This is a genomic window from Acetobacter sp. DsW_063, assembly GCF_002153745.1.
GTDB lineage: Bacteria > Pseudomonadota > Alphaproteobacteria > Acetobacterales > Acetobacteraceae > Acetobacter.
In genome coordinates this window covers 102777-127758 of the sequence record NZ_JOPL01000005.1, presented here as the reverse complement: position 1 = coordinate 127758, position 24982 = coordinate 102777, and the positions used below count along the sequence as shown (strand labels likewise).

Sequence of the window (24982 nt, the reverse complement as noted above, 5' to 3'; positions counted from 1 at the left end):
ACGGAGCTGCGGTCGATATGAGAAGAAAACGAGAATAAGGCGAGAATGCGGCCAATACGTTACCACACCTCGCCTTATGTCTCATCAGTGAGCCTGCGGTTGTGGGCCGATGGCGCCGCCGGTCACCAGATTTTCCGATCCCGTCGTGTCATGTGGCACGTCAATTCCGCCAGCGGGCTCGGGATGATCGACTTTGTTGTACTGCAAGATATCGAACGTCATCGTCTGGTCAGGCGTCGGCAGCAGCTTGTCGCTCCATCCACCGCCTACGGCGCGGATCAGGCCAACCGTCGCCTGCACGGACTGCATGTCCACCTGAACCTGCGATATCCGCGCATCCAGCGCCGCTTCCTGCGCCACGATGGCGTCAAGATATGGCGACAGCCCACCCTTGTAGAGGGTCATCGTCATGTCCTGCATCTGCATGGCGGTGTCGACCGCTTTCTTCAGACGCTCGTTTTCCTGACGAAGAAGCACGGTTTTCGAAAGACCGTCCTGCACTTCGCGGAAGGCTGAGAGAATAGTGGAGCGATATTTATCGCGCGTCTCTCGATAGTCCGACCAAGAATGTTGCAGTTCAGCACGTCGCATACCGCCTTCGAACAACGGCAACGACGCCGACGCTCCATACGACCACATGCTGTTGGCGAGATTCGCCAGCGTGAAGCCATTGGCGTCGAAACCACCAAGCGCATTCAGCGATATATGCGGATAGAACGCCGCGCGCGCCACGCCGATCTGGCGGTTTGCGCCCGCCATCTCGCGCTCGGCCGAGGCAATGTCCGGACGACGCTGCAACAGTTCGGACGGAACGCCAACGGGCACGTTCACGATCGGGAAGCGGAAGTCCTGCAGCGGCGCGATGTGGAAAGCGCTCGGGGCCACGTTCACCAGAATGGCGATCGCGTGCTCCGTCACCTGCCGTCGCGCCTGCAGATCCAGTTCCTGCGCCTGCGTCACGTAAAGGCGGTTCTGCGCACGGGCAAGATCGAGACGGGGCGCCGCCTGATTATCCAGCTGCGTCTGCGTCATTTCCACGGCGCGCTGATAATACGCGATAGACTGCTTGTAGATCGCATCCTGCGCATCATAACCGCGCAGCGCGATGTAGTCGCTCGCCAGTTCAGCCTCGGTGCTAAGGCGGGCTGCAGCGAAATCTGCGGCCTTACCCTGCGCCGCCGCCTTGCTCATGCGCACGCGGTTACGGATTTCGGACCAGAAGTCAGGCTCCCACGACGCAAGCCCGCTGTAATATTCATCGGTTTGCGTGATAGCGCCCTTGTAGCGAAACAGGCGGTCAGCAGACTGCTTGTTGTCGGAAGCGCCGAAGGCGAGACCGAAATGCGGAAGCAGATCGGAACGCGCATTCATCACCTGAGCGCGCGCCTGAATGAAGCGTTCAGCCGTCGCCTGCAGGTCGGCGTTCTGGCTGAGCGCCTGCTTTTCCAGTCCATTCAGCGTGGGATCGCCAAACAGCGTCCACCAGTCAGACGGAAGCTGAGTGTCCGCAGGCGTCGCCACCGCGAAGGGCGCCTGCCCTCCCCAGCTTGCCGGCACGACAAATTTGGGGGCCTCGTATTTGGGCGCGAGATCGCATCCTGACAGGCCCGACGCGAGCGCCAACAGGCAACAGCCCGTCAGCGTCGACTTCAAAGCGGAAAAGCTCATCCTTCGATCTCTTCGGTAGCGCCATCGTAACCCTTGGCCGGCTGCACGACGTGAACTTCCTCGCCCTCAAGAAGATCAGCCTGAGGATTTTTGATAATCCGATCGGTGGGCTGAACCCCGTTCAGGACCTCAGTCGCGGTATCGGCCATACGCCCGACTTCGATATCGCGGAAATGCACCTTGTTGTTCGCATCGACTACCGCAACCTGCATACCGGGCTCCTGGAAGACCAGCGCAGAGCTCGGGATTTCATAAACACCGCCTTGCGTGGGCGCCGTCAGCTTTACAGATGCGAACGTGCCGGACCAGAGACGATGATCGTCGTTGTCGACAATGAACTCCGTCACCGCCGTGCGAGTGTTGGGATCATACCCTTTCGCCACCGTCAGGAAGTTCGCCTTGAACGTCTGGTTGGGGAACTGCGGCACCGTCATATCGGCGGTCATGCCCGGCTTCAGAACGTAGGAGAAAACTTCCGGCACGGACACGAAGAGACGCATCTTGTGCATGTCCGCGACCGTGAACATCTGGCTGGCGTCACCGTTCGAACCATGTTCGCCGCCGCCGCTGCTGACGTAATCGCCGACGTTGATGTCACGCGACGTCACGATTCCGTCGAACGGCGCAACTATGGTCTTGAACTTTTCCAACGCTTCGAAGCGGGCGACGTTGTGCTCGGCCGCCTCCATCTCGGCGCGACCCGACTTCAGATTCGCGTCCGCGACTGAGACCGACTGACCAGACACAGCCTGCGATTTCGCCATCGCGTGCCAACGATCCGCGCTGACGCTAGCCAGATTGTATTTGGCTTGGACAGCCTGATAGTCCGCTTTCGCCTGCGCATACTGCGCGTCGAGACTTGGCGCGTTGATTTCGGCGAGAACATCTCCCGCCTTCACCTCGGCGCCGTAGTCCTTATACCACATCTTCACATAACCGGACGCCTGAGGGTACAGCGGCGCCTGGTACCAGGCGTCAAGATTGCCCGGCAGGGTGAGCGAGACCGTTTTTGGTCCCGGCTTCGGCGATACGACCTGCACGTCAGGAATCGCATTGCGGGCAGTTTCCGCACGCAATGTGGTGATCGCGTGGAAACGGTCAAAAATCTGCCAGCCTACGTAGAGTGCGAAGACGCAACCTCCGGCCAGGCAGATGGTACGGGTGGTGGAGGAAGCCATCAGACGGACTCCTTGGCGCGCGAGCGGCGGTTGTAGACGATTGCATAAACGCAGGGGACAAAAAGCAACGTGGAGATCGTAGCGACGATCAGGCCGCCGATCACCGCTTTTCCAAGCGGCGCGTTCTGCGAGTTGCTGATCGACATCGGCACCATGCCGACGATCATGGCTGCGGCGGTCATGATGACCGGACGGATACGGCCGTATCCAGCCTCGACAGCCGCCTTCAGGGCCTCTCCGTGAACTTCGAGACGCTCTCTGGCGTAGGAGACGACAAGGATCGAGTTCGCTGTCGCAGTTCCCATGCACATGATCGCGCCAGTCAGAGCAGGCACGGACAGATGCGTGTGTGTCAGGAACAACGACCACGCGATACCAGCCAGCGCGCCCGGCAGAGCCGAGATGATGATGAACGGATCAAGCCACGATTGGAAGTTCACCACGATCAGCAGATAGATCAGCACGATCGAGACAGCCAGTCCGCCCACGAGCTGACCATAGGCGCTGCTCATCGTCGTCGCCTGCCCCTCGATATCCACGGCGGCGCCTTTCGGCACATCCTTTGCGGTATCGGCGACGACTTTCTGCACGCCGGCCAGAACCGTTCCCAGATCGGTGCCTTCCGCGGAGACGTAGACGTCGAACGACGGCATGGAGTTGTAGTGCGAGACCTCACCCGGCGTGCCGATGGCGGAAATCTTGCTCATGGCGCCCAGCAGCTGCATGTCCTTGCCGCTCGGGTCGTCATCACCCTTGTCGACAGGGATGCTCAGCAGATCGTTGTAGTGGGTCAGCTGATCCTGAGAGACATACGTGTTGACCAGGAAGGTCACACCCCACTCGGGATCGTACCAATACATCGGATCGACCGTCGAGCTTCCGGCAAGGGTCATCAGTTCGTTGTCCGCAAGATTGCCTGCGGTGACGCCTGTGGCCAGACCAAAGCTGCGATCGCCCTTAACGAACAGCGTCGGGGTTTCCATCGTCTGCTGGACCGATACGTCAGCAGCTCCGGCGACGAACTTCAGACGGCTGGCCAGCTCAAGCGCGTATTTGTAGCTATCGCGCAGATGCGGACCTGCAACCTTGATGTCGATAGGAGCAGGCGATCCGAAGTTGAGAATCTTGGCCGTCAGATCTGCAGGCTGGAACGTGAACTCGGTGCCGGGGAAGCTGGCGCGCAAGCCCTTGCGCAGGATCGCGCGGTAATCCCAGACCGGAGACTCTGCATCATTCAACGTGATCGTCAGATCGCAATCCTGCGTTCCAACAGTCGGGGTCGGAATAAAGGCCTGGTTATGCGGCGCTTCTGGAAGACCGCAGTTGCTGACCACGTCATCCACCTTACCCGGCAGAAGTTCATGAATTCGATCGGAAGCCAGTGCCGCAATGCGACCCGCGACCTCAATACGTGCGCCAAGCGGCGTGCGCATGTGCATCTGCAACTGATCCGACTTGATCTCCGGGAAGAAGTCCTTGCCCGCTATCGCATAGAGACTCAGGGAGAGCACTGAGACCCCGAGGAAGCAGCCGACGAACATACCGCGACGAGCCACCAACCGCTCCAGGAGTTCGCCGTAGCCGTTACGGAACTTCGTGAAGCGGTGCTCGAAGCCCTTCTGGAAACGCGTGAAGACGTTGTTTCCATGAGGCAGCGCCTCATGCTCTTCGCCGTGCAGTCCCGGATGCACATGCCCGGCCAAGAGGAACTTCGACATCGTCGGAACCAGGGTTCGCGACAGGATGAAGGACGCGATCATTGCGAAGATGATGGCTTCAGCCATCGGCATGAACAGGAAGCCCGCCACGCCGCCCAGTTCGAAGAGCGGCAACCACACGATACAGATACAGGTCGTCGACACGAAGGTCGGGATGACGATCTGGTTGGCTGCGTCGATAATCGCGGTTTCGAGGTCCTTTCCCATTTCGAGATGGGTGTCGATGTTTTCGATCATGACGGTCGCGTCGTCGACGAGAATACCGACGGCGAGAGCCAGACCGCCGAGCGTCATGACGTTAATGGTCTGCCCCGCCCAGCCGAGCCCGATGATCGAGCACAAGATGGCGAGCGGGATCGATGTTGCAATGATGACGGTCGACCGCCACGATCCGAGGAAGAGCAGAACGACCAGTCCGGTCAAGGCGGCAGCCGTGACCATTTCACGAACGACGTCCTTGATCGAATCTTTCACGAAACCGGATGCGTCGCTGAGGATGCTGATCTGCACGTCGCCCGGTAGCGTCGACTGGATGCGAGGCATCAGTTTCTTCACGCCCGCGACCACGTCGAGGGTCGAGGCCTCGCCGCTCTTCATGACGACCATCACGACGGCCTGCTTACCCTTAATCAGGACCGAGTTGGTCTGGGGATGGCCGCCGCGATAAACTTCGCCCAGGTCGTGGATGAAGATGAACTTGTTGCCTTCACGCTTGACCGGGATATCGCCGATTTCCTCAGTCGTCCGCGGAGCCGCATTCGTCTGGACCATCCAGTCGGTCTGGCCGATTTTCTGATCGCCCGCCGGACGCACGACGTTCTGTGTGTCGAGAACGTTCTGCACGTCCATCGTCGACAGGTGATGCGCCTGCAACTGCTTCTGGTTCAGCGCGACCATGACGAAGCTATCCATACCGCCATAAGGATGCGGCACGATGGCGCCCGGCACGGTGACAAGCAGGGTTCTGACGCGAATCTGCGCCAGCTTGAACAGGTCCGACGGCGTCATGGAGTCCGACGTCATCTTCAGCGAGATGACCGGAACCGAAGACGCTTCAAGCTTCATGATCATTGGCGCAGGCATATGCGTGGGCATCTGCATGAGCACTGTCTGCGAGATCGCCGTGACGTCCGCTTCAGCCGAACCGATGTCTGTCCCTGGCTGGAAGTAGATTTTGACGATGCCGCGCCCGTAGAACGAGTCAGACTCCATATGGTCGATACCTTCGACCGTGGATGTCACGCCTTGTTCGTAGTTATACATAACTCGGGCCGCCAGCTCTTCAGGCAGCAACCCCCCGTATGTCCACACAACCGCGATCGCGGGTATCTTGATGTTCGGGAAAACGTCTGTCGGCGTTTTCAGCGCCGACATTATGCCGAACATCAAGATGACTATCGACAAGACGACGAACGTATACGGTCGTCGTAAGGCGGTAACGACAATGGCATTCATGAAACTGACTGACCTCGTTCTGGACGCTCGGCGCGACTGTTTTTCCGCAGCGGCACGACGCTAAAGCGCTGAGTCCGTGATCTGAACAGTTAACGACACACACGCCAGCTATGCGACGCAGATGCACGCATCCCTATCCAGACAAACTTTGACATATATATCGATCACAGACCTGTCATATAAATAGCTGTTTAGAATTGTCGTCCACTTTCCCGGCGTCGCTCTGTCGCTCGCTCGCGCCCGCTCCACCTGTTTTATACGCCGCGTCAGCCCGATCCCGCTCTATGGTCAAGCTCAAGGGTTTGCCCTAACGTCGGCGCCGACGATGACCAACGACCCGAGCCACATCCCCGCCTCTGTCGGCGACAAGCAGGATGAGCGTCCGACCTGGACGGTCGAACAGAGCGGCGCCGATGCGATTCTCGTTGTCCGCGGGCACTGGACAATTGACGACGGCGCCGTGCTGGCGATCCCTGATCGGACGCTACCCGTAGCACCGTCGGGCGCCGGGCGGAGCGCCCCTACGTTGCATGTGAATGTGCGCGATCTTGGTCAGTGGGACTCATCGCTCGTCTCTTTCTTATGGACTACGAAACAGGCGGCCGCGAAAAACGGGCTTACCTTCGACACTTCCTCTCTGCCCGTCGAGGTCGCTCGCCTTTTCGCTCTCCTTCCCGCAGCGCCGACAGAGCCGGCGCCGCCATCGTCGAGGCAGCCGAATATACTCGCCGTCACCGGCGGCGCCGCGCTTGGGATGGTGGATGAGATTGGCGCCGTTGTGGAGCTTGGAGCCCAGACAGCGCAAGGGTCTTTGCGGGCTTTGGCCGGGCACGGCGGCATGCGGTTACGCGATCTCATGGCGAATATTTTCGACGCCGGGCCTTCTGCTCTGATCATCGTTAGCGTCGTCAATTTTCTAATCGGCGCGATCCTTGCTTTCGTCGGCGCCGTGCAATTGAGTAAATTCGCCGCCGACGCTTACGTCGCCAATCTGGTGGGCATCGCCTGCGTTCGCGAACTTTCAGCAGTGATGACGGCGATCATCATGGCTGGCCGCACCGGCGGCGCTTATGCCGCCCGTATATCGACGATGCTTGGCAACGAGGAGATCGACGCCTTGCGCGTGTTCGGCATTCCGATCTCGTCTTACATCCTTCTGCCTTCGGTCCTTTCGCTCATGCTTATGATGCCGCTCCTTTATCTATACGGATGCGTTGTCTCGATGATCGGCGGTTACGTCGTTTGCGCCGGGATGCTCCCTGACGTCACGGGAGCCGGCTACATTCATCAAATGCTTGGCGCGGTGAACGTGCAGCAGTTCGAATTCGGCTTCGCCAAATCCATCGTCTTCGCCGTCCTGATCGGACTTACGTCGTGCCGGATCGGCCTCAAGGCCGGGCGCAGCGCCGCCGATGTTGGCTCGGCGGCGACGTCCGCCGTGGTGACCGGCATTGTCGGCGTCATCGCGCTGGACGCTATTTTCGCCGTTATTGCGGACGTCATCGGCATATGACCATTCACGTCGCCTCTGAAGCGCCGACCGACAGCGGCGTCCAGCGCAAGGCCGGGAGCGAAACGCTTCTCTCGTTGCGCGATCTGACGATCGGCTATGGCTCGAAAATCATCCAGAAGAATATATCGATGGATGTAAAACGCGGCTCGATCTTCGCGATCATGGGCGGGTCCGGCTGCGGCAAGAGCACCGTGCTGCGCACGATGATCGGACTGCTCCGCCCCCTTGCGGGCCGATATACGGTCGACGGCGATGATTACTGGTCGGGCCCTGATAGCCACCGCACTGCGCTCAACCGGCGTTTCGGCGTATTGTTCCAGAGCGGCGCGTTATGGAGCTCCATGACCGTCGGCGAGAATATCGCGCTACCGCTGGAGATGTTCACCAGACTCGACAAGGATATGATCCGTCGTCTGGTGGAATTGAAACTGGGGTTGGTCGGCATGTCGCACGCCATCGATCTATACCCTTCGGAAATTTCCGGCGGCATGGCCAAACGCGCCGGGCTGGCCCGCGCGATGGCTCTCGACCCGGACGTTCTGTTTTTCGACGAACCCTCGGCTGGCCTCGATCCGATCACGTCGGCGCGCCTCGACGACCTTATCCTGACGTTACGCGATGGGCTGGGCGCGACTATCGTGATCGTCAGCCACGAGTTGTCGAGCCTTTTCACGATCGCGGATGACGGGATCTTCCTCGACGCTCAGACGAAAATTCCCATCGCGCATGGCGCGCCAAGGGATTTGCGCGACCACTGCCAAGACCCGCAGGTGCACGCCTTCATGCACCGGGAAAACCCCACAGACCCCACGCCTCCCCCGACCGTCAGGAAGGACACGAACACGCATGGCTAAAGACGCAGGAATCGCGCGGCAGACAGTCGTCGGCGCATTCGTGATAGGCGGCGTGGCTCTTGGGCTCGCAGCGCTTGTCCTGTTCGGAGACCTTCGGCTGTTTTCGACGAACAAGCGGGCGGTCGTTGTGTTTCAGGACTCCGTAAGTGGACTGTCCGTGGGGGCTCCTGTCACGTTTCGCGGCGTGCGGGTGGGCGCTGTCGAAAGCATAAAACTGCAATACGATCAGGCAGGGCGCGTCGCTTACATTCCAGTCGTGGTCACGCTGGACCCGAAGCAGATCCATGTGATGGACACGGCGCACGCTGGCGGCGAACCGCTTCAGCTCAAGGACGTCATCGCTCACGGGCTGCGAGCAGAACAGAACGTCCAGAGTTTCGTCACAGGATCATCGAATATCAACCTCGACTTCTATCCCGGCTCTCCCGAGCAACTGCATCCCAATGTCTCAAACCTTCCGGAAATACCGACACATCTTTCGGCCATACAAAAAATCAAAGAAACCATCGGTGATCTTCCGCTGAAAGAATTGGCCACCAACACCAATGCGGCGGTTATCTCCATTCGCGACCTGGCCGAGAAGCTCGACACCGATATTCCTCCGCTTGTCACCGGCCTGAGACAAACTTCCGACCAGTCCCAGAAGACGCTCGACGCCGCAACGCAGGCCATTACCGATCTGCGCGACCATCTCGACGTTACGCTCGCCAACGTCGATCACCTGCTCCGTTCGTCCGACGCCGAAATCCAGCAGCGAGGCGCCGATCTGCATACGACGCTGGCCAGCGCGACACGCGCGACCGATCAGGCGCGAGCGACGCTGGAGAGCGTGCATGGCATGCTCGCGCCGCGTGGCGCGGAGCGCGACAACGTTGACGCAGCACTGCGCGACATCGCCGCCGCCGCCGCTTCGCTGCGCGGCTTTGCAACCGATGTCGAACGCAACCCGCAACTTCTTCTGATGGGACGCCGCCAATGACCGCCTTGCCACCACGTCCCGCTCTCGCACCACTCCGCAAGCGTTCCTTCAAAAAACATGTGTTTTTTGGGAATATGCTCTTCGCGGCAGCCTTATGCGCGACGCTAGAGGGGTGCGCGTCGGCACCGCTGCGGCTCTACACGCTTGACGCGCCCGCCATCCCGTCCGGAACCTCGGCGAACGCCAACGCCGCCGTTGTGGAAATATCCCGTGTCCGGCTGCCGGATTATCTCGATACGCAAAACATTGTCACACGTGACGGGCAGTTTGTTCGAACCAGCCCCAACGGCCGTTGGGCCGAACGCCTTTCGAACGGGTTGACCGATCTTCTCGCCGCCAAAATTCGACAAGCCCGACCCGATCTCATCGTAACCGAAACGCCGCTGACAGGCGCGCCGACTTCGCGCCTTATGCTCGACATCACGCGCTTCGACGTCTCCGCCTCCGGCGTAGCAACGCTCGACGCGCATTGGGCGATAGTGGGTGCGAAAGACGACGCTTCCACATCTACCGGACAGACAAGCCTGACAGCCAGCGGGCCGGTATCAAGCGACGCCGACGTTGTCTCGCTGATGAACAGGCTTTCGGCGCAGGCGTTCGACAAAGTTATTCAGAATTTGGCCACGATCCGCTAATTGCTGGGCCTATGTGCGGCCGTTACGTCAGCGTTCAACCAAAAGAAAATTTGCAAGCCCTGTTCGGCGCCAGGGGATCTGCGCCGGAGTGGCTTCCGTCCTGGAACATAGCGCCGACACAGCCCGCGCCGATCATTACCGCTGAAGCGGGCGGTACGCGGCGCCTGACGCTCATGCGTTGGGGGCTGGTGCCGTCATGGGCCACCGACCTGTCCTTGCAACCTTTCAACGCACGCGCCGAAACCGTCATGGAAAATGGCACATTTCGCGCCGCTTTCCGCAGCAGGCGCTGCCTTGTCCCCGCCGACGCCTATTACGAGTGGGCGCGCGGAAAAACGCCGCGCCAGCCATGGGCTTTCGCCAGACCCGATGGCGCGCCCATGGCGCTTGCAGGCGTCTGGGACATGTGGGGCTGGGACGGGGACGTCCTGCGCAGTTTCGCAATCATCACTACGCCAGCAAATAATTTTGGGCGCACGATACATGAGCGCATGCCAGTCATTATCGCCCCTCGCGATTACACAGCATGGCTCACTGCACCCGCGAAAACAGCCGCCACGCTGATGACTGCGCCGCCGGAAGACGCGCTGGTCCGTTGGGCGGTATCACGTCGGGTCAACAACGCCCTGTTGAACGACGTTGCTTTGCTGGAACGGCATCCAGCCTGACAACTCTCTGCCTAGCCGACAAAGATACTCACCGGACCAGCGGACATGAACCTCCGCCGTCAACCCGCGCTGCCCAAGGTGGGACGGGATAGAACAATCCGACGCCGCACCACTCCGGGATCATGCCCTGCCCCGCTCCGTGCGACTGTCCTTCCACTGCCCGAAAGCGACCCGAGCCGCTACCCCCGCTGGCCAGAATCGGTGCAGGGGAATCGGCGATATCGGACGCGTCGGCAAAAGCATGTCATGAGCCGGAGTTCCGTCAATCCGTCGCGAGATCTCCCGCCCGAGCAACGTCGCCATTGCGACGCCCCTGCCGTTGTAGCCAAGCGCTGCTATGACGTCGGGCGCCGGTTCATGCCAGTGCGGATAGTGGTCCCGGGTCATCGCCAACCGCCCGTTCCACCCATGCGTCCATTCGACGCCATCGAGATTCGGCCACACGCGGAGCGCAAGTTCTCGCAAGAACGGAAACGCGTCAGGCCCACATAGCGGGCGGGAGGCCGAGCGCCCTCCGACCAACAACCGCCCAGCGTCGTCAACACGGTAATAGATCGTCACGTCCCCAAGTTCGTACAGAACCTCCCGCCGCGCGAGGATGGTCTGGGCCAGAGTCCTCGGCAACGGCTCAGTCGCCACGATGGCGCTGAACAGAGGAATTACGCTCTCTGCGAGTTCCGGCCAGAGACCGTCCGTATAACCGTTGGCGGCGAGCACGACATGCCCCGCGACGATAGCTCCTGTCGGCGTCCGCACACGCCAGGCCTCACCCGAGCGGGACAATCCGACGACGCGTGAGTTGGAGTAGACCGCGGCGCCTTCCCTGATGGCGGCGGCGGCAAGCCCTCGCGTGTAGGCCAACGGATTGATCTGCCCTCCCCGGCGGTCGATCATTCCGGCTACGTATCGTGATGTTCCCGTAAGAGCAGCCATCTCAGCAGCATTCAGCCACGCGGCGTCGCCGCCGCGCGCCCTGCATTCGTCGGTCAACCGCTCCAGCCCCGGCAGTTGCGCCTGCCCGGTCGCAGCGCGGATCGTGCCGCCACGTGCGGGTGAACACTGGATGCGATACCGCTCTATCAGCGCGAACACGAGATCCGGCGCGTTCCACGCTGCGACCGCGAGCCTGCGTCCGACCTCTCGCCCGAAATCCCGCTCCACCTCCGAAGGAAGTGTCTTCAGGCCCGGATTGACCTGACCGCCATTCCGTCCCGACGCTCCCCACCCCGGTTCGGCAGAGTCGAGAACTGCGGCGCGCCTTCCCGAGGCGGCGATATGCAACGCGGCCGACAGGCCCGTGATTCCGGCCCCGATCACCGCCACGTCGAAACGCGTTTCCCCGCTCAGCCTTTCGGTCACCGGTGGAGCCTGTGTCGTATCGACGTAAAGCGAGGCCGGCATCAGCGGTTGTTGCGCGAATTGCAGCTGTCGTCCGGTTTCCTGACGCGTCATGTTTGCCCGTTCATTTCCGTGCACGAGAACAGCGACGCAGCAACAGCTTCGATGCGTCAGACTTTAAGCTGTTCGGGAAACCTGCTTACGCCTCGGAGTACCCGAGGACCGCCTTGATCTCCAGAAAATCATGCAGGCCGTATTCGCTGTATTCACGCCCGTTGCCCGACTGTTTGTACCCGCCGAAGGGGGCACTCGCCCGCCACGGGGCTCCATTGATATTGACGTTGCCCGCCCTCAGCAGACGGGAGATGCGGCGGGCCTCCGTCAGATCCTCGCCCGCCTGAATATACGCGGCGAGGCCATACGGCGTGTCATTGGCGATCTTCACAGCTTCTTCGACGCTGTCGTAACCGATGATCGAAAGCACCGGCCCGAAGATTTCTTCTCGGGAAATGGTCATCTCCGGCCTGACGCGACCGAAGACTGTCGGCCGCACGTAATACCCTTTCGTCAGCCCTTCAGGTCGGCCGACGCCGCCCGCGACAAGCGTTGCGCCTTCGTCGACGCCAGCCTGAATCAGCGCCTGAATCTTGTCGAACTGCACGTCGCTGACCACAGGACCGAGCATAGTGTTCGGGGCGTCCGGAGCGCCGACCACGATGGCGTCAGCAGCCTCCTTCGCCGCAGCCATCGCTTCGTCCATTTTCGCGGCCGGGACAAGCAGACGCGTGGGGGCGTTGCAGGACTGCCCGGAGTTGCCGAAACATCTCTGCACGCCCTTCCTCACCGCTTCCTTGAGATCGGCGTCAGGCAGCACGATGTTGGGCGATTTACCTCCCAACTCCTGATGGACGCGCTTGACCGTCCGCGCCGCCGCCTCGGCCACTGCGATTCCTGCGCGTGTCGAACCTGTGAAGGAGACGATGCCGACATCAGGATGGGTGGAAAGCGCGGCGCCAACGCCCGGTCCGTCGCCGTTGACCATGTTGTATACGCCGGGCGGTAATCCTGCCTCGTCGACGATCTCGCTGAACAGCAGCGCACTGAGCGGGGCCACCTCGCTGGGCTTCAAAACCACCGTGCAGCCTGCAGCCAGCGCGGGCGCAACCTTGCAGGTGATCTGGTTCATCGGCCAGTTCCAGGGGGTGATCAGGCCTGCGACGCCAACCGGCTCGTGCGTAATGAGCATGTCGCCCTCGACACGATCGAACTCGTAGGCGCGCAACACGCGGATCATTTCGCTCAGATGCGCGGCGCCGATCCCGGCCTGATCCGATTTCGCCATGGGCAGTGGCGCGCCCATTTCGGTCGAGATCGCGGCAGCCATGTCGTCGATGCGACGCAGATACACAGCAAGGATTCGCTCGAGCACGTCGAGTCGCTCGTCCTTCGACGATTGCGACCACGTATCGAAAGCGCGTGCGGCGGCCTTGACCGCGCGATCAACGTCCGCCGCGCCACCGATAGAAATGGTGGCGCAGACCTCTTCTGTCGCCGGATTTATGACGTCGAGCGTTCGGGGCTCGATCGGGTCCACCCACACGCCATCGATATAAAATTGCTTCGCGTGCGCCATCCGTAGAGCCCTCTGTGTTCCCGATACAGTGCGCCCATGGGGCCGCAGGACCAGTCACAGGTCAAGCCGCGAAAGCTGCGCCTGCGTGCCGTCGGGACGAGCCCGTCGGAGCGCGACGGGGACTCCGTGTCCCAAAAACAAGAATTTCATGGAACCGAACGGCGTTCAGAGACATGTATGTCTTATAGGCGCGACGCCAGTGCGCAGCGTCCTTTGTAGGTACTCACACGCCGCGAGCGCCCCGCACGCTGACCGCCGAGGATGTCGCCGATTATCGTCGCCCCTCGTTTCAAACCTGACATCGATGGAGTTCGTTCCGGTGAGATATTTCCGCCCGCCTGCTCTGCTTGCCTTGCCCCTTCTCGTCGCAAGCGCGCTTCCCATTGCAGCCCGCGCCGACGACAGCGCCGCGGTGCAGGGGATGCTCGACGCCTGTTACGCTGGCAGCGGTCCCTGCGTGATCGACCTGCAGGGAGCGACGAAGACGCTCGCCACCACGCTCAAGGTGGATCCGGAACTGGTGACGATCCGCGACGTGATCTTCCAATGCACGATGACGAGCGGAACGTGCCTCTACGTGTCGGAGGACGGTTATGTCGGAAAGGGGCGCGGCGGTGCGCATCGTCTGGAGGGCGTGGCGTTGATCGGCAACAAATCAGCCGACGGCATCACGATGAATTACACGGACTCCCAAAACTATAACATCGACGCAGGCATGTCGTTGTTCAACGTAAAGATCGCCGGCTTCAATCACGGGATCACTCTTGGGAACAACGTCTGGGGCGTGGACATGGTCAACGTGATCATCGGCGAAGGCAATATCGGCATCTACGCAGAACCCGGCACGCATAACTCAGGCGAGCGCTCCGCGTTTATCGGCGGCACGATCTACAACAACGCCGTTGCGGGCGTGGACGAGGAATCCTCCTGCGAGATCGATTTTCAGGGCGTGAGTTTCGATTTCAACGCGCAGCAAATGATCCTTGCCGGTCCCACTTCGTTCACTGGCCATATCGAAAATCGGGATACTGGAGCGACCGAAATTGTTTTGAAGGCGTTGGAAGGCGTTCCCCCAGGGTCGATCTACATGAGCGCTGGTTCGACGATTACGGTTGATGAATGGAACGCCTCCGCCCCAAAACAAGCCTGCTACGTGCAAACCAGCCTGTCGGGCAATAACGTCGTAGTTCCCGCAACACTCTGGGGATTTGGCGGCAAGCAGGGGGCGGTATGCGGTCCCGGCACAGTCGTAACGTGGAATGGTGGGCCGGCAAATTTCCGGTAACCCCATCTTGCCGTTTCCGGTAATCCACGCGGAAACGGCAGCGTCGCTCAAATAGCTTTCGTATGCCCCGCCGCATCCATGTCTCCGCGAAATTTCCCTGAGGCTGAGCACATAGGGCGAACAACAGGTATCGGTCCCAAATCTATTAATCGCCACGTTTTCATTGATCATTTTAACTATTTGGAAACTCCCGTCCGTCATCCTGCACTGACGGAGACGGCATCTATATGCCGGGAAGAGCCGTCTTTTCCCTTAATTGAGGAAGGTGCAGGTGATGCGCGTGTTAGAAGCAGCCCGACTGGTCATCACCGGCAAACTGGATCCAGAAGTCCTTTGGCAGATGACCACGCCCGCCGAACGGGTCGCAATCGCCCTGCTCCTCGGACGTCCCGACCACCTGCCGCCGTCAGCCAACACACCGATTTCGGCATGGAAAACCCTCGACGCTCGACACCGGGATCTGATCCTGAGACGCGCTCCCGCACGCGTTGCAAAACGTCTTCCCGGCTACGTGGCGCGCAGTCGCCCCGCGCAGCCTGTGTCCGTGGCGCAGTAGAGGAACCACTATGCCAGACCAAGGAAATTGCTCCTGAGCACAGCCGTGACGGGCTTCTCTATTCCCAGCCCCAAATTTAGTGGCTCAGAAGGTGATTCAACCCCGCCGAACGCATCGGTTCACGACGGATTTGCGCCGAACAGGCCAATATCGAGCCATTTGCCGGTGGAGTAATTGAGCCCCCTGACGCGGCCATATTCGATCGGCTTCACGCCGCTCGTCCCTATGCCTTCCTGAAACTGCGCTTCGTCTCGTCGCGAAACGAGCACCAGTCCACACGAGGGATTGCGCGCCAGCATCTCGCCGCCAGCACGTGCGCTACGCAACTCCACCTTTCCATGCATCAGGAAAACAAGACTGGGTTCAGAGAACGAACTGGAGACGACTTCAGTGTTCGGGCACGGGCGATATTCATCGGTCAGCTCCGCAAGACGCGGAGCCAGCCATATCGTATCCAGATGAGGCGCTACGCCCAGAAAAATCCCGCAATAGACGACCGCCGCGGCGCCCAACGACGTGATGGCCCCGCGCCAGACTTTGCCCAGCACAATCAGCCTGACTGCGACCGCCAGAAGCGGCAGGCTTCCCGCCGCGGCGATCCAGGCGCTGAGAGGCGCATGGCCTTCGAGAAACCACGACAGAGCGATCCCGGCGACGCTCAACGCCACGCCAACCAGAAGCCAGACCACGCCGTAAATACCGAGAAGGGCCTGCGTCCACCTGCGTGCAGGCCACGCCCGCCAGTTATCGGGCGCAGCATGCAGCGCCGCCGCAGTCAGGATCGCGATAGCCGGGTAGGTCGGCATGACATAGTGCGGCAGTTTTGTTGCGATCAGTTCGAACACCAGCCAATGCGGGACAATCCAGCACAGGAGGAACCGGATTCGCCACGCCTTTCGCGACGCCCACACCACCGGAAGCGCAATTGCTGCGAACAGGGACCCAGGCCAGAAGGCCAGAGCGAACACCGCGAGATGGAAACCGGGCGGCGCCCCATGAGCTTCCTGCCCATGGCCGATCTTACCCAGAAAATTCCGTCCAACAGCACGTTGGAAGAACTCGCCATGACTGATCACATCAATGGCGACGCACCAGGGGACCACGACGGCGAGCATCGCAAGCCAGCCCCAGGAAGGCCGCAACCGCCGCCACACTGAAACGTCGCGCTCCAAAACCGCCATGACCAGCGGGGTCGCCAGCCCGGGAATCAAGACAACCGGACCCTTCAGCATCAGCCCGCACCCGAGCGCAAGCCAGTAAGCCAATGCCGTCCACAGTGGAGTCGACCGATCCCGGGAGCGGTCCATCAGCACGCGGAGCACCATTGTCTGCACGATCAGCACGACCAGCAGTAACGTGCTGTCAATCGTCGCCATGCGACCTTCGGCTTCGACGAGGACAGAGCCCGCCAACAGTGCGCCGCCGAGCAGACCAACCGCCGGACCGAACATGATCGCCCCGATGCGCGCCGTAAGCGCGATCGCCCCGGTCATCGCCAACAGAGACGGAACGCGATAAGCCCAGACTTCCCGCTGTTTCAGAGTTCCTGAAAGCCAGACGGAGGCGGCTTCAAGCCAGTAAATACCCGCAGGTTGCAAATAGCGCGGCTGATCCTGAAAGCGGACGTCAACGAAGTTGCCGGTCTCCAGCATCTGCGCCGTCGCCTGCATATACCGTGGCTCGTCGCGGTCGAAAGGGGGGATAGTCGAGCGACCGGGCAGCAGCAGGACGAATGTGCAGAAAACGAGCGCGGCGATTTTCCCGACAGTCGATTTCGCTGCCGCGTTTAATCGGAGAGTCGGTTTCAACATTCCCGCACGGAAGCAGGCAGACGAGTGCGGTTACGGAGCCAGATGACCCCGAGCAGGTCGCGCACGCCGACGACGGCCCGACCAAGATTGCTGTATTTCGACTGCCCGTGCAGGCGGGAGCGATGCCGCACAGGCACACAGACCAGCGAGACGCCATAAGATTGCAAAAGAGCGGGCAGAAAGCGATGCAGCCCCTCGAATTGCGGTAGCGCAAGAAAGTCGGAACGCAGAAAAAGCTTCATCGGCGCACCGGTGTCCGGACACCCATCGTTCAAAAGCCGCTTTCGCAGACCGTTAGCGAAGCGGGTCGCCAGCTTGCGCCAGATCGTGTCGCTGCGCCGGGGACGCACGCCAACCACGAGCGGAGGCCGTCCCTTTGCGGCGCCAGCCTCTGCATAAAGCGCCACGATGGCGGACGGATCGTCCTGACCGTCTCCATCCATCGTCGCGATCCAACGCCCACGCGCATTCCGGATTCCGGTGCGCAATGCGGAGGATTTGCCGCACCGACGGTCATGAGACAGAATGCGGATATCGCTGAGGCCGTCGATTTTGCGCGCGGCGGCAATCGCTTCAATCGTGCCGTCGGTGCTTCCATCGTCAACGAAGATAATTTCGGACCGAGGGAAGTCGCGCCGCACGGTGGCGAGTTCCTGACACACTGCAGCGATGTTCTCGCATTCGTTGAGAACCGCGATAACGACACTCAACGCCGGAGGCGCGTCTTCTGCCTCAGCGGAGGGGCTTATGGCGCTGCCTTCAGCCAACGGAATACGACCGCTCAGGCCGCTCGCGCCGACAACGCGCCCGGAAGATCCTGAATGGCCTTATCGATCAGAGCCTCAGCCGACTGCCCACCCACAGAACCCTGGATGACGTCGCGAGCGCCGTCGAAAGCTGCGTCTACCGCAGCAGCACGCACTTCGGCGACCGCAGCCCGTTCCGCCGCATCAATACGATCGCGCGCCATACGCTCGCGGCGGCGAAGGGATTCTTCGGCTTCCTGCCGGGTCTTCTCCGCAAGCTGTTCGGCATGCAGGCGGGATTGTTCAACAAGAGCGCGGGCTTCGATCGTGGCCTGCTCACGCTCGCGCGTCGCATCTTCGAGCATCTGCTCGGCTTCACGACGCAGCCGAGCCGCCTCGTCGAGATCCGCCCGGATACGATCCGCGCGGCTGTCGAGAATGGCGGCGAGAGGCGTCCAGACTTTCCGGCCAAAAATGACGAAGAACAGAACGAACGAAACCGAGAACCAGAAACCAGCCTCGTGAAACAGATTGGACACTGGTGCTATCTCCTCGTCAGACGCAAAGCCGGGTCTGGGCGCAAATCGGAAATCAGTGAGCCGCTTGGGCCGTGGCGCGCCCGACGGCGGCTTCCACGACTGCACGATCAGCGCGCGCGCCGATGAGACGCTCGACGAGCGATTCAGCGACATCGACAGCGATCGGGCGGAGCGACTGAAGCGCACGTTCGCGTTCCGCCGCAACCCCTGCTTCGGCGCGAGCAATCTCACCGTCGAGGCGCTTGGTTATCTCGGCAAGCTTCGCGGCCGCAGACGCACGCTCATGCTCAAGCACTGCATCAAGATGAGCCTGGGCTTCCGCCGCAGCCGCCTTTTTGGTCTCGCGCAGTTCAAGCACCGCCTTATCGGCTTCCGCCTTGGCAGCGCGCGCCTGATCAAGATCCCCGGCGATACGTTCACTGCGATTTTGCAGGACGGCGTCGACCCTAGGCAGGGCCCAGCCACGCAAGGCGAGGTAGAAGAAGAGGAAGACAACGCCGCCCCACACCACCTGACCGGTGACGAGAGGGTTGTTGAAATCCAGCTGCGGCATGCCCGCAGCGTGCGCTTCCGGCGCCGCCGCCAGAAGAAGCGGGGCGCAGGACGCCCCTGCGAGAACGACGCGGCGGAAAGAAGTCACCGACAAGCGCACGCGACCTACTCCTGTTTCAGACGAACAGGATAAGGAAAGCGATGAGCAGGGCGAAAAGGGCGACCGCTTCTGTCAGAGCGAAGCCGAGCATGCCGAGACCGAACACGTGCGGGCGCGAAGCCGGGTTACGGGCGATGCTGCTGACCAGCGTCGAGAAGATGTTGCCCAGGCCGATGCCGACGCCGGCAAGAGCGATAACGGCGATACCGGCGCCAATTTCACGGGCAGCAGCGATGTCCATGTCTGGTTCTTCCTTGTGTGACGAAAACGTTGAACGACGAGAATGGCCGCCTCAGTGAGCGACCGCCTCCCGCAGATAGATGCAGGTCAGGATGGCGAACACATACGCCTGGAGAACGCCGACCAGCAATTCCAACCCCATCAGCGCGACATTGATCACGAGAGGGCCCACCGCAAGAACGTCGCCCACGAAGCCAAGTCCGGCCAGCATGATGACGAAGCTTGCGAAGATATCGAACATCACGTGACCGGCGACCATGTTGGCGAACAACCGGATGGACAGGCTCACGGGACGAGAAAGAAACGAAAGAATCTCGATCGGCACCAGCAGGGGCGCAAGAGCGACAGGAGCTCCGGCCGGCATGAAATGCGCGAAGAACTTCAACCCCTGCACCTTCAGCGACACGATGATCGCAACCAGAAACACCATCATCGCAAGCGCGAAGGTGACGGCGATGTGGCTGGTGAAGGTGAACGAGAAGGGGAAAAGGCCGAGATAATTACCGGCGAGAATGAAGAAGAAGAGGGCGAAAATAAACGGAAAGAAAGCAACGCCCTCTGGCCCGATCGTATCGACGGCCAGGTTACGCACGAATTCGTAGCAAATTTCCGCCGCAGCCTGAAAACGACCCGGCACGACGGCCTTCGGCTTCATTCCGTAATAGAGGAACGCAAGAACCAGACAGACGGCCACCGCCATGTAAATCGGTGACTGGCTCAGGCGCAGGGCCTGACCAAGACCGCCGATAACCGGGTGCAGCTCGAACTGACCGAGAACGTCTATGCTTGAACCGCCCGCCAAAACTCTTCTCCACGACCGCGAGGATCGATCAGGATTTTCCGAGATCGTCCGGCGGCTTCACCAGCCTCCAGACGTTCACTACGCCGGCAGCCCCACCGAGAAGCGCGAATACGACAAGGAACAGAGCGCGGAAATGGAGCCATCGGTCCAGTCCCCACCCGAGCAGCACACCCACCAGAAGCCCGCCGACCATTTCGGTCCCGGCTCTCGCCGCCATAGCCATCAGCGATTTATCCTCGCTGTCAGGCATGACTTCGACAACCGGCTTTCCGTGACGGGTTTCCGCCGCCCGGAGACGTTCTTCGAAGGAAGTCTTATCCTCGTCCATTCGCACCTCAAGACCGGGTGCAGGCGCTTGCTAACGATATGGCAATGCCCTGTCAAGCAATCGGACATGTCCGAAAAGCGACCAGAGCTTTCTGGGTCCGTTATTTTTTCAAAAGCCGTATCCGCCGACGACGTCGCTGCGGCCTCGTACGTCCGCGCCTGCCTGCAGAAGCGCGTTCATTTTCGTTTTTTTGATGACACAACTACATCAAAACAAGACACAGTGCCTGGTCACTGGCAGCCGGGCGGCGTGCGCGCCCGATCACGCGCCAAATAAGCCGGAGCACGCTCATGATCAGACTTACCCGCAGGGCGCCGTCGCAATGAGCACGACAAACGCCAATTCCGTCGTCTCGAGCGGCGCAAGCGTCGTAGTGGACAGCGACGCCTATCTCATCTCCCCCACGGTAATGAACGGCGGCACGCTAACCGTCGCCGGCGCCATCGTCAGCGGTCAAGTGTACGGAGCTGAGAATGTGATCAGCGGCGGCATCGCGATCGGCTCGACCATCGATGGCGGACAGGAGGTTGTTTCCAGCGGCGGACGCTCTTTGGACACTATCGTGTTGGCTGGCACGCAGTCCGTCGAAGGCGGGGTCGTCAGCGGCGCGACGGTGATGGGCGCTGATTACTACTCCACGATAGGATCAGACACTTACGGAAACGCGCTGCAAACCATCACCTCCGGAGGCGTCGCCATTGCGACCACCTTGTCGACTGGGGTCGCAACAAACGCGCAAGGTCTTGTCTCCTATCACACGGCCGCTCAGGTCGTGGGCACCGGAGGCGTTGCGATCGACACTGTTTTAAATGGGGACCTCTCTCCGCGGTTCCAGTTGATGAACACATGGTGGGTTACAGGACTTGCGACCGAAACCGTGCTCTCAGGCGGAACTGCGATTCGAACCGTCGCAAATGTTGGCGGAGCAATCGACGTACAGGCGGGCGGAACTGCGTCGGACGCGTCGTTGGGCGGCGGTTCGTTAACGCTGGAGATTGACGCGACGTATAAAGGGACCCTTACTTTTCAGCCAGTTGCTGAACCACCGAACGGTGGGCAAACAGGGCCTTACACGTCCGGATCGACGCTGACGGCCACAATTTCGCAGCTCTCCGCCATGACGATCGTGGGCTTTAACGTCACCGGGTCTGTTTATTACGCCTATCAGACGCTCAAGCCCCTCGCCGGGGACACAATCAACCGTATTATTGTCTCCGACCTTACTTTCGCAGGCTCATATGGCGAAATCGACCGGGGCGAGATCGGGCCGGACGGCACGCTTACGGTTATCGAAGGCGATACGAGCGCGACACTGCATCTGTCGGGCGCCTTCGGGTCCGAGTTTTATTTCCAAAGAGCCCCCGATGGCGGCACCGAAATCACCTACGGTGTCCCATGCTATTGCCCCGGAACGCTGATCACGACGCCCGATGGCGACAGACCCGTGGAAAGGCTGGCCATTGGCGATCTCGTGCTCACGGCGTCAGGCGCGCCGCGCCCGATCCGTTGGATCGGGCGTCGCTCTTATGAAGGTCGTTTCGCCGCCGGAAACCCGGACATCATGCCGGTCGTCATCCGAGCTGGCGCTCTGGGCGATGACCTCCCCAGGCGCGACCTCACCGTGTCGCCGCTGCATGCCATGGCGGTGGATGGCTGGCTCGTCCCCGCCCGCCTTCTGCTCAACGGCCGATCCATCGCCCAACAAAGCCGCCTCGCTCGAGTGGATTACATTCATATTGAGTTAGAAACGCACGACCTGCTGCTGGCTGAAGGCGCTCCATCGGAAACCTTCATCGACGACGGCAGCCGCGCCATGTTCCACAACGCAGTCGAATTCGCGCAGCTTTATCCTCCCGTGAAGGGTGAGACGGCTGAGACGCGATTCTGTCTGCCGCGTATCGAGGACGGGCCGGCGCTCGAAGCTATTCGCGCTCGACTGAGCCTCATTGCTGCGAAGCAAACCGACCGCCGGGCGGTGGCTGGATATGTCGATGTGGCGGCGGGCGGTGTGATCGCCGGCTGGGCGCGGTCGCAGCGCCTGCCCGGAACACCCGTGGAGTTGGTGGTACGCCGTGGAAGCATCGAAGTGGGCCGCATTGTCGCAGACCGGAGACGCGCCGATCTGGACGGCTCCCCTCGTTACTCTGGCGCCTATGGATTCGAATTCCGGCCTGATGAGAAGATCGATATCGCTGGTCTGACTGTGCATGAGGCGCTGAGCGACGTGCGGTTACGCCCTTCCGGCGCCAGGGAGAGACGCGCAGCGGTGTGACGTCAGGGCGCGGCGGCCCCATGCGCGGCGTTTCGCCGGGTAACCTGCGTCAATTGCAGACAGCGTATGGTAGGGAAATATTCAGGATCTTCAGCGCCTGATCCCTGCATGTCTTCTTGTGACACGCCCTCCTGGATCTGTGGCTTCATCGACGACATCCGGTTTCAGCCGAGTCGGGGATGGCTGGTGACAGGCTGGGCCTTCGATCCGACGACCCCTGACAGACGCGTCATCGTCGCTGCGCTGTGCTCCGGGCGCGAAGTCGCTCGCGCCGAAGCGTCCATCGCGCGCGCAGACCTGTTGCGGCCCGGCGTGGACGACGGACGCAGAGGCTTCGAATTGCTGGCGCCGCTTGACGAAGTGCACGCTCATAACCCTGCTGCTCTGGACGTCGTCGCATTGCCGGAACGCACGCCGCTACCGCGCGCTGCTGTAGCGACGGCCGCGCCAAGGCATGAGATCCGTTTGCGCGCGTCCGTAGACGTGGTCGGGCGCACACGCATTGCCGGATGGCTTCGCGACGAGGCGCAACCAGACCAGCGTCTGAACGTAGCGATCCTTCTGGATGACGTGGTCTTGCGTAGCGCGGTCGCGAACGCCTTGCGGACCGACCTGCGGGATACGGGACTTGGGGACGGTCGTTACGGATTCGATTTCGTTCTTTCGCCCCCCCTGCCCTCCGACGCAGATCACGCAATTACCATCCTGTGCGAGGAAACAGGACAACCTTTGCCCGGCTCGCCATTTCATTTCCCGGCTTCGCACCGCTTCAACGAAACGTTTCGCCAGCACGTCGCACAGACGCTTGCTGGACTCAGCGCGCCGAATGTCCGGGCGGACGCGCTGACGTTCCTGATCGGTCAGGTAGAAAAGCTACGCCAAGAACAGGCGCGCGCCGATGCACGGGAAGCGGAGTCCGTTGCACACGAAAGGGCTCGGCGACTAGGCGCAGACGCCGAAGAGACGCCGCCGCGCATCCTGTTTATTGACGACCGCGCGCCCGACATGCGCCGGGACGCCGGTTCCTGCGCGATATTGTCGCATATGCAGGCGGCACAGGCGCTGGGCCATGAGGTCAGTTTCATCGCCTCCGCAATCGAGCCTGACGCCACCACCCGCCATACACTGGAGGAGGGCGGCTTCAGGTGCTGGGCCGCTCCCACCTATCCGATGGTTGAATCCCTGCTTCGCGGGCAAGCTGGGGCCTTCAACGCGATTTATCTGCACCGGCTGTCCAATGCGTCCCGATACCTCGCGCTGGCGCGTCATTACATGCCTGGCGCACGGATCATATCGAGCGTCGCCGATCTCGCGCATCTTCGTCTTGAGCGACAGGCGGTGGTGGAGGGACGTCCGGAGTTGAGGACCGCCGCCGGTCAGGAGCGTGTGCGGGAACATATGGCCGCATGGGCGTCGCATGCGGTAATCACTCACTCAAGGGTCGAAGCCGATATACTCGCGCGCGCAGTGCCTACGGCGAATGTCTACGTCGTGCCGTGGTTGACGCGTTTGCCGCCCGAGCCAATGCCGTTTCATGAACGACGCAGCGTGGCGTTCGTGGCGCATTATGGTCACGCTCCCAACCTCGACGCGGCCAAGTGGCTGGTCGAAGATATCCTGCCTCTGATCAGAGAAGCTGCCCCGGAGATCGAACTGCTGCTTGTGGGCAGCGCGATGCCGGACGCCATTGTTCGCATGGACGAGGCTCCCGGCGTTCGGGTTCTTGGGCATGTAGCCGAACTCCCTACCCTATTGCGCAGCGTGCGTCTGACTGTGGCTCCTTTGCGTTTCGGCGCCGGTATCAAGGGGAAAGTTCTTGAGAGCTGGGCCGCCGGATTGCCGTGTGTCGCGACGCCGATAGCTCTGGAAGGCCTGCCTCTGCCCGCCCCGCTTGAGAGCTGTCTGGCGAGGACGGCCAGAGAGTTCGCTGACGCGGTGGTCCGTCTGTATCACGACGCGGAACTTTCGGCGGAAATAGGCGCTGTCGCGCGCGCCACCATCGCGCAGCAGTTCAACGCGGAAATCGTCGAACACGCGCTTCAACGCGTGCTGGAGCGGTCATAGGGAGCGACGTCCGGCTTAAGACGCGCTTGTTCAATCGTTTACTGCTGC

21 protein-coding genes are annotated in these 24982 nt (G+C 61.1%); 9 read left to right on the top strand and 12 right to left on the bottom strand.

The window, feature by feature from the left end:
• Window positions 1-84 precede the first annotated feature (84 nt).
• From HK28_RS00725 to HK28_RS00715, 3 genes are read right to left on the bottom strand one after another with little or no spacing between them, the layout of a single operon-like run.
• Complete coding sequence (locus HK28_RS00725) at window positions 85-1668, bottom strand: efflux transporter outer membrane subunit (RefSeq protein WP_086642695.1); 1584 nt, start codon at window positions 1666-1668, stop codon at window positions 85-87.
• On the bottom strand, window positions 1665-2846 hold the full coding sequence (locus HK28_RS00720; protein WP_086642694.1) for an efflux RND transporter periplasmic adaptor subunit: 1182 nt from the start codon (window positions 2844-2846) through the stop codon (window positions 1665-1667). The genes HK28_RS00725 and HK28_RS00720 overlap by 4 nt, the downstream gene beginning before the upstream one ends.
• On the bottom strand, window positions 2846-6019 hold the full coding sequence (locus tag HK28_RS00715) for an efflux RND transporter permease subunit (protein ID WP_086642693.1): 3174 nt from the start codon (window positions 6017-6019) through the stop codon (window positions 2846-2848). The genes HK28_RS00720 and HK28_RS00715 overlap by 1 nt, the downstream gene beginning before the upstream one ends.
• Before the next feature lie 325 nt (window positions 6020-6344).
• Here HK28_RS00715 and HK28_RS00710 point away from each other — a divergent pair, with 325 nt between their 5' ends.
• Genes HK28_RS00710 through HK28_RS00690 form a run of 5 tightly spaced genes read left to right on the top strand, consistent with a single transcriptional unit; the run spans window position 6345 to window position 10668 of the window.
• Window positions 6345-7532 carry an ABC transporter permease gene (locus HK28_RS00710; RefSeq protein ID WP_086642692.1) on the top strand — a complete coding sequence of 396 codons (1188 nt, stop codon included), beginning with the start codon at window positions 6345-6347 and terminating at the stop codon, window positions 7530-7532.
• Complete coding sequence (locus HK28_RS00705) at window positions 7529-8386, top strand: ABC transporter ATP-binding protein (protein WP_086642691.1); 858 nt, start codon at window positions 7529-7531, stop codon at window positions 8384-8386. Before HK28_RS00710 ends, HK28_RS00705 begins: the two co-directional genes overlap by 4 nt.
• Entirely contained in the window at window positions 8379-9365 is a 987-nt protein-coding gene (locus tag HK28_RS00700) for an MlaD family protein (RefSeq protein WP_086642690.1), read from the top strand. Before HK28_RS00705 ends, HK28_RS00700 begins: the two co-directional genes overlap by 8 nt.
• Window positions 9362-10000, top strand: a complete 639-nt coding sequence (locus tag HK28_RS00695) for a membrane integrity-associated transporter subunit PqiC (protein WP_086642689.1) — start codon at window positions 9362-9364, stop codon at window positions 9998-10000. The genes HK28_RS00700 and HK28_RS00695 overlap by 4 nt, the downstream gene beginning before the upstream one ends.
• Window positions 10001-10011: 11 nt before the next feature.
• The gene (locus HK28_RS00690; RefSeq protein WP_086642688.1) at window positions 10012-10668 is read left to right on the top strand and encodes an SOS response-associated peptidase; all 657 of its coding nucleotides are present in this window, start codon (window positions 10012-10014) and stop codon (window positions 10666-10668) included.
• Window positions 10669-10788: 120 nt separating this feature from the next.
• On the opposite strand, the gene HK28_RS00685 is transcribed toward HK28_RS00690, so the two are convergent.
• Together HK28_RS00685 and HK28_RS00680 are read right to left on the bottom strand one after the other, a co-directional pair.
• On the bottom strand, window positions 10789-12120 hold the full coding sequence (locus tag HK28_RS00685; protein ID WP_233140273.1) for an FAD-binding oxidoreductase: 1332 nt from the start codon (window positions 12118-12120) through the stop codon (window positions 10789-10791).
• Between the two features lie 85 nt (window positions 12121-12205).
• Window positions 12206-13639 carry an aldehyde dehydrogenase family protein gene (locus HK28_RS00680; protein WP_086642687.1) on the bottom strand — a complete coding sequence of 478 codons (1434 nt, stop codon included), beginning with the start codon at window positions 13637-13639 and terminating at the stop codon, window positions 12206-12208.
• 319 nt (window positions 13640-13958) lie between these two features.
• On the opposite strand from HK28_RS00680, the gene HK28_RS00675 reads away from it, so the two are divergent.
• Window positions 13959-14924: a hypothetical protein gene (locus tag HK28_RS00675; protein ID WP_143217267.1), complete on the top strand. Its 966-nt coding sequence runs from the start codon at window positions 13959-13961 to the stop codon at window positions 14922-14924.
• A 271-nt stretch (window positions 14925-15195) separates the two neighbouring features.
• Complete coding sequence (locus HK28_RS00670) at window positions 15196-15480, top strand: hypothetical protein (RefSeq protein ID WP_158093342.1); 285 nt, start codon at window positions 15196-15198, stop codon at window positions 15478-15480.
• A gap of 119 nt (window positions 15481-15599) precedes the next feature.
• Here the strand turns inward: HK28_RS00670 and HK28_RS00665 are convergent, their stop codons facing one another.
• The 7 genes from HK28_RS00665 to HK28_RS00635 form a co-directional block, all read right to left on the bottom strand.
• A complete protein-coding gene (locus HK28_RS00665; RefSeq protein WP_086642684.1) occupies window positions 15600-17291 on the bottom strand; it encodes a glycosyltransferase family 39 protein in 1692 nt (563 codons plus the stop codon).
• Window positions 17285-18058: a glycosyltransferase family 2 protein gene (locus HK28_RS00660; protein ID WP_233140272.1), complete on the bottom strand. Its 774-nt coding sequence runs from the start codon at window positions 18056-18058 to the stop codon at window positions 17285-17287. The genes HK28_RS00665 and HK28_RS00660 overlap by 7 nt, the downstream gene beginning before the upstream one ends.
• A gap of 14 nt (window positions 18059-18072) precedes the next feature.
• The gene (atpF, locus tag HK28_RS00655) at window positions 18073-18567 is read right to left on the bottom strand and encodes a F0F1 ATP synthase subunit B (RefSeq protein ID WP_198945750.1); all 495 of its coding nucleotides are present in this window, start codon (window positions 18565-18567) and stop codon (window positions 18073-18075) included.
• 61 nt (window positions 18568-18628) lie between these two features.
• A complete protein-coding gene (locus HK28_RS00650) occupies window positions 18629-19216 on the bottom strand; it encodes a hypothetical protein (RefSeq protein WP_233140282.1) in 588 nt (195 codons plus the stop codon).
• A 28-nt stretch (window positions 19217-19244) separates the two neighbouring features.
• Window positions 19245-19469: an ATP synthase subunit C family protein gene (locus HK28_RS00645; protein WP_026397781.1), complete on the bottom strand. Its 225-nt coding sequence runs from the start codon at window positions 19467-19469 to the stop codon at window positions 19245-19247.
• Window positions 19470-19520: 51 nt separating this feature from the next.
• Entirely contained in the window at window positions 19521-20270 is a 750-nt protein-coding gene (locus tag HK28_RS00640) for a F0F1 ATP synthase subunit A (RefSeq protein ID WP_086642682.1), read from the bottom strand.
• A gap of 28 nt (window positions 20271-20298) precedes the next feature.
• A complete protein-coding gene (locus HK28_RS00635; protein WP_086642681.1) occupies window positions 20299-20598 on the bottom strand; it encodes an AtpZ/AtpI family protein in 300 nt (99 codons plus the stop codon).
• Window positions 20599-20920: 322 nt separating this feature from the next.
• On the opposite strand from HK28_RS00635, the gene HK28_RS00630 reads away from it, so the two are divergent.
• The gene (locus HK28_RS00630) at window positions 20921-22870 is read left to right on the top strand and encodes a Hint domain-containing protein (protein ID WP_158093341.1); all 1950 of its coding nucleotides are present in this window, start codon (window positions 20921-20923) and stop codon (window positions 22868-22870) included.
• A gap of 108 nt (window positions 22871-22978) precedes the next feature.
• A complete protein-coding gene (locus tag HK28_RS00625; RefSeq protein WP_158093340.1) occupies window positions 22979-24934 on the top strand; it encodes a glycosyltransferase family 4 protein in 1956 nt (651 codons plus the stop codon).
• The last annotated feature ends 48 nt before the right edge of the window (window positions 24935-24982 follow it).

Excerpts from the sequence above, each read along its gene's own strand:
- HK28_RS00690 (WP_086642688.1), top strand. The coding sequence starts at position 10,012 with ATGTGCGGCCGTTACGTCAGCGTTCAACCAAAAGAAAATTTGCAAGCC.
- HK28_RS00635 (WP_086642681.1), bottom strand. The coding sequence starts at position 20,598 with ATGGACGAGGATAAGACTTCCTTCGAAGAACGTCTCCGGGCGGCGGAA.
- HK28_RS00720 (WP_086642694.1), bottom strand. The coding sequence starts at position 2,846 with ATGGCTTCCTCCACCACCCGTACCATCTGCCTGGCCGGAGGTTGCGTC.
- HK28_RS00685 (WP_233140273.1), bottom strand. The coding sequence starts at position 12,120 with ATGACGCGTCAGGAAACCGGACGACAGCTGCAATTCGCGCAACAACCG.
- HK28_RS00725 (WP_086642695.1), bottom strand. The coding sequence starts at position 1,668 with ATGAGCTTTTCCGCTTTGAAGTCGACGCTGACGGGCTGTTGCCTGTTG.
- HK28_RS00680 (WP_086642687.1), bottom strand. The coding sequence starts at position 13,639 with ATGGCGCACGCGAAGCAATTTTATATCGATGGCGTGTGGGTGGACCCG.
- HK28_RS00625 (WP_158093340.1), top strand. The coding sequence starts at position 22,979 with ATGTCTTCTTGTGACACGCCCTCCTGGATCTGTGGCTTCATCGACGAC.
- HK28_RS00715 (WP_086642693.1), bottom strand. The coding sequence starts at position 6,019 with ATGAATGCCATTGTCGTTACCGCCTTACGACGACCGTATACGTTCGTC.
- HK28_RS00630 (WP_158093341.1), top strand. The coding sequence starts at position 20,921 with ATGAGCACGACAAACGCCAATTCCGTCGTCTCGAGCGGCGCAAGCGTC.
- HK28_RS00645 (WP_026397781.1), bottom strand. The coding sequence starts at position 19,469 with ATGGACATCGCTGCTGCCCGTGAAATTGGCGCCGGTATCGCCGTTATC.
- HK28_RS00705 (WP_086642691.1), top strand. The coding sequence starts at position 7,529 with ATGACCATTCACGTCGCCTCTGAAGCGCCGACCGACAGCGGCGTCCAG.
- HK28_RS00710 (WP_086642692.1), top strand. The coding sequence starts at position 6,345 with ATGACCAACGACCCGAGCCACATCCCCGCCTCTGTCGGCGACAAGCAG.
- HK28_RS00700 (WP_086642690.1), top strand. The coding sequence starts at position 8,379 with ATGGCTAAAGACGCAGGAATCGCGCGGCAGACAGTCGTCGGCGCATTC.
- HK28_RS00695 (WP_086642689.1), top strand. The coding sequence starts at position 9,362 with ATGACCGCCTTGCCACCACGTCCCGCTCTCGCACCACTCCGCAAGCGT.
- HK28_RS00665 (WP_086642684.1), bottom strand. The coding sequence starts at position 17,291 with ATGTTGAAACCGACTCTCCGATTAAACGCGGCAGCGAAATCGACTGTC.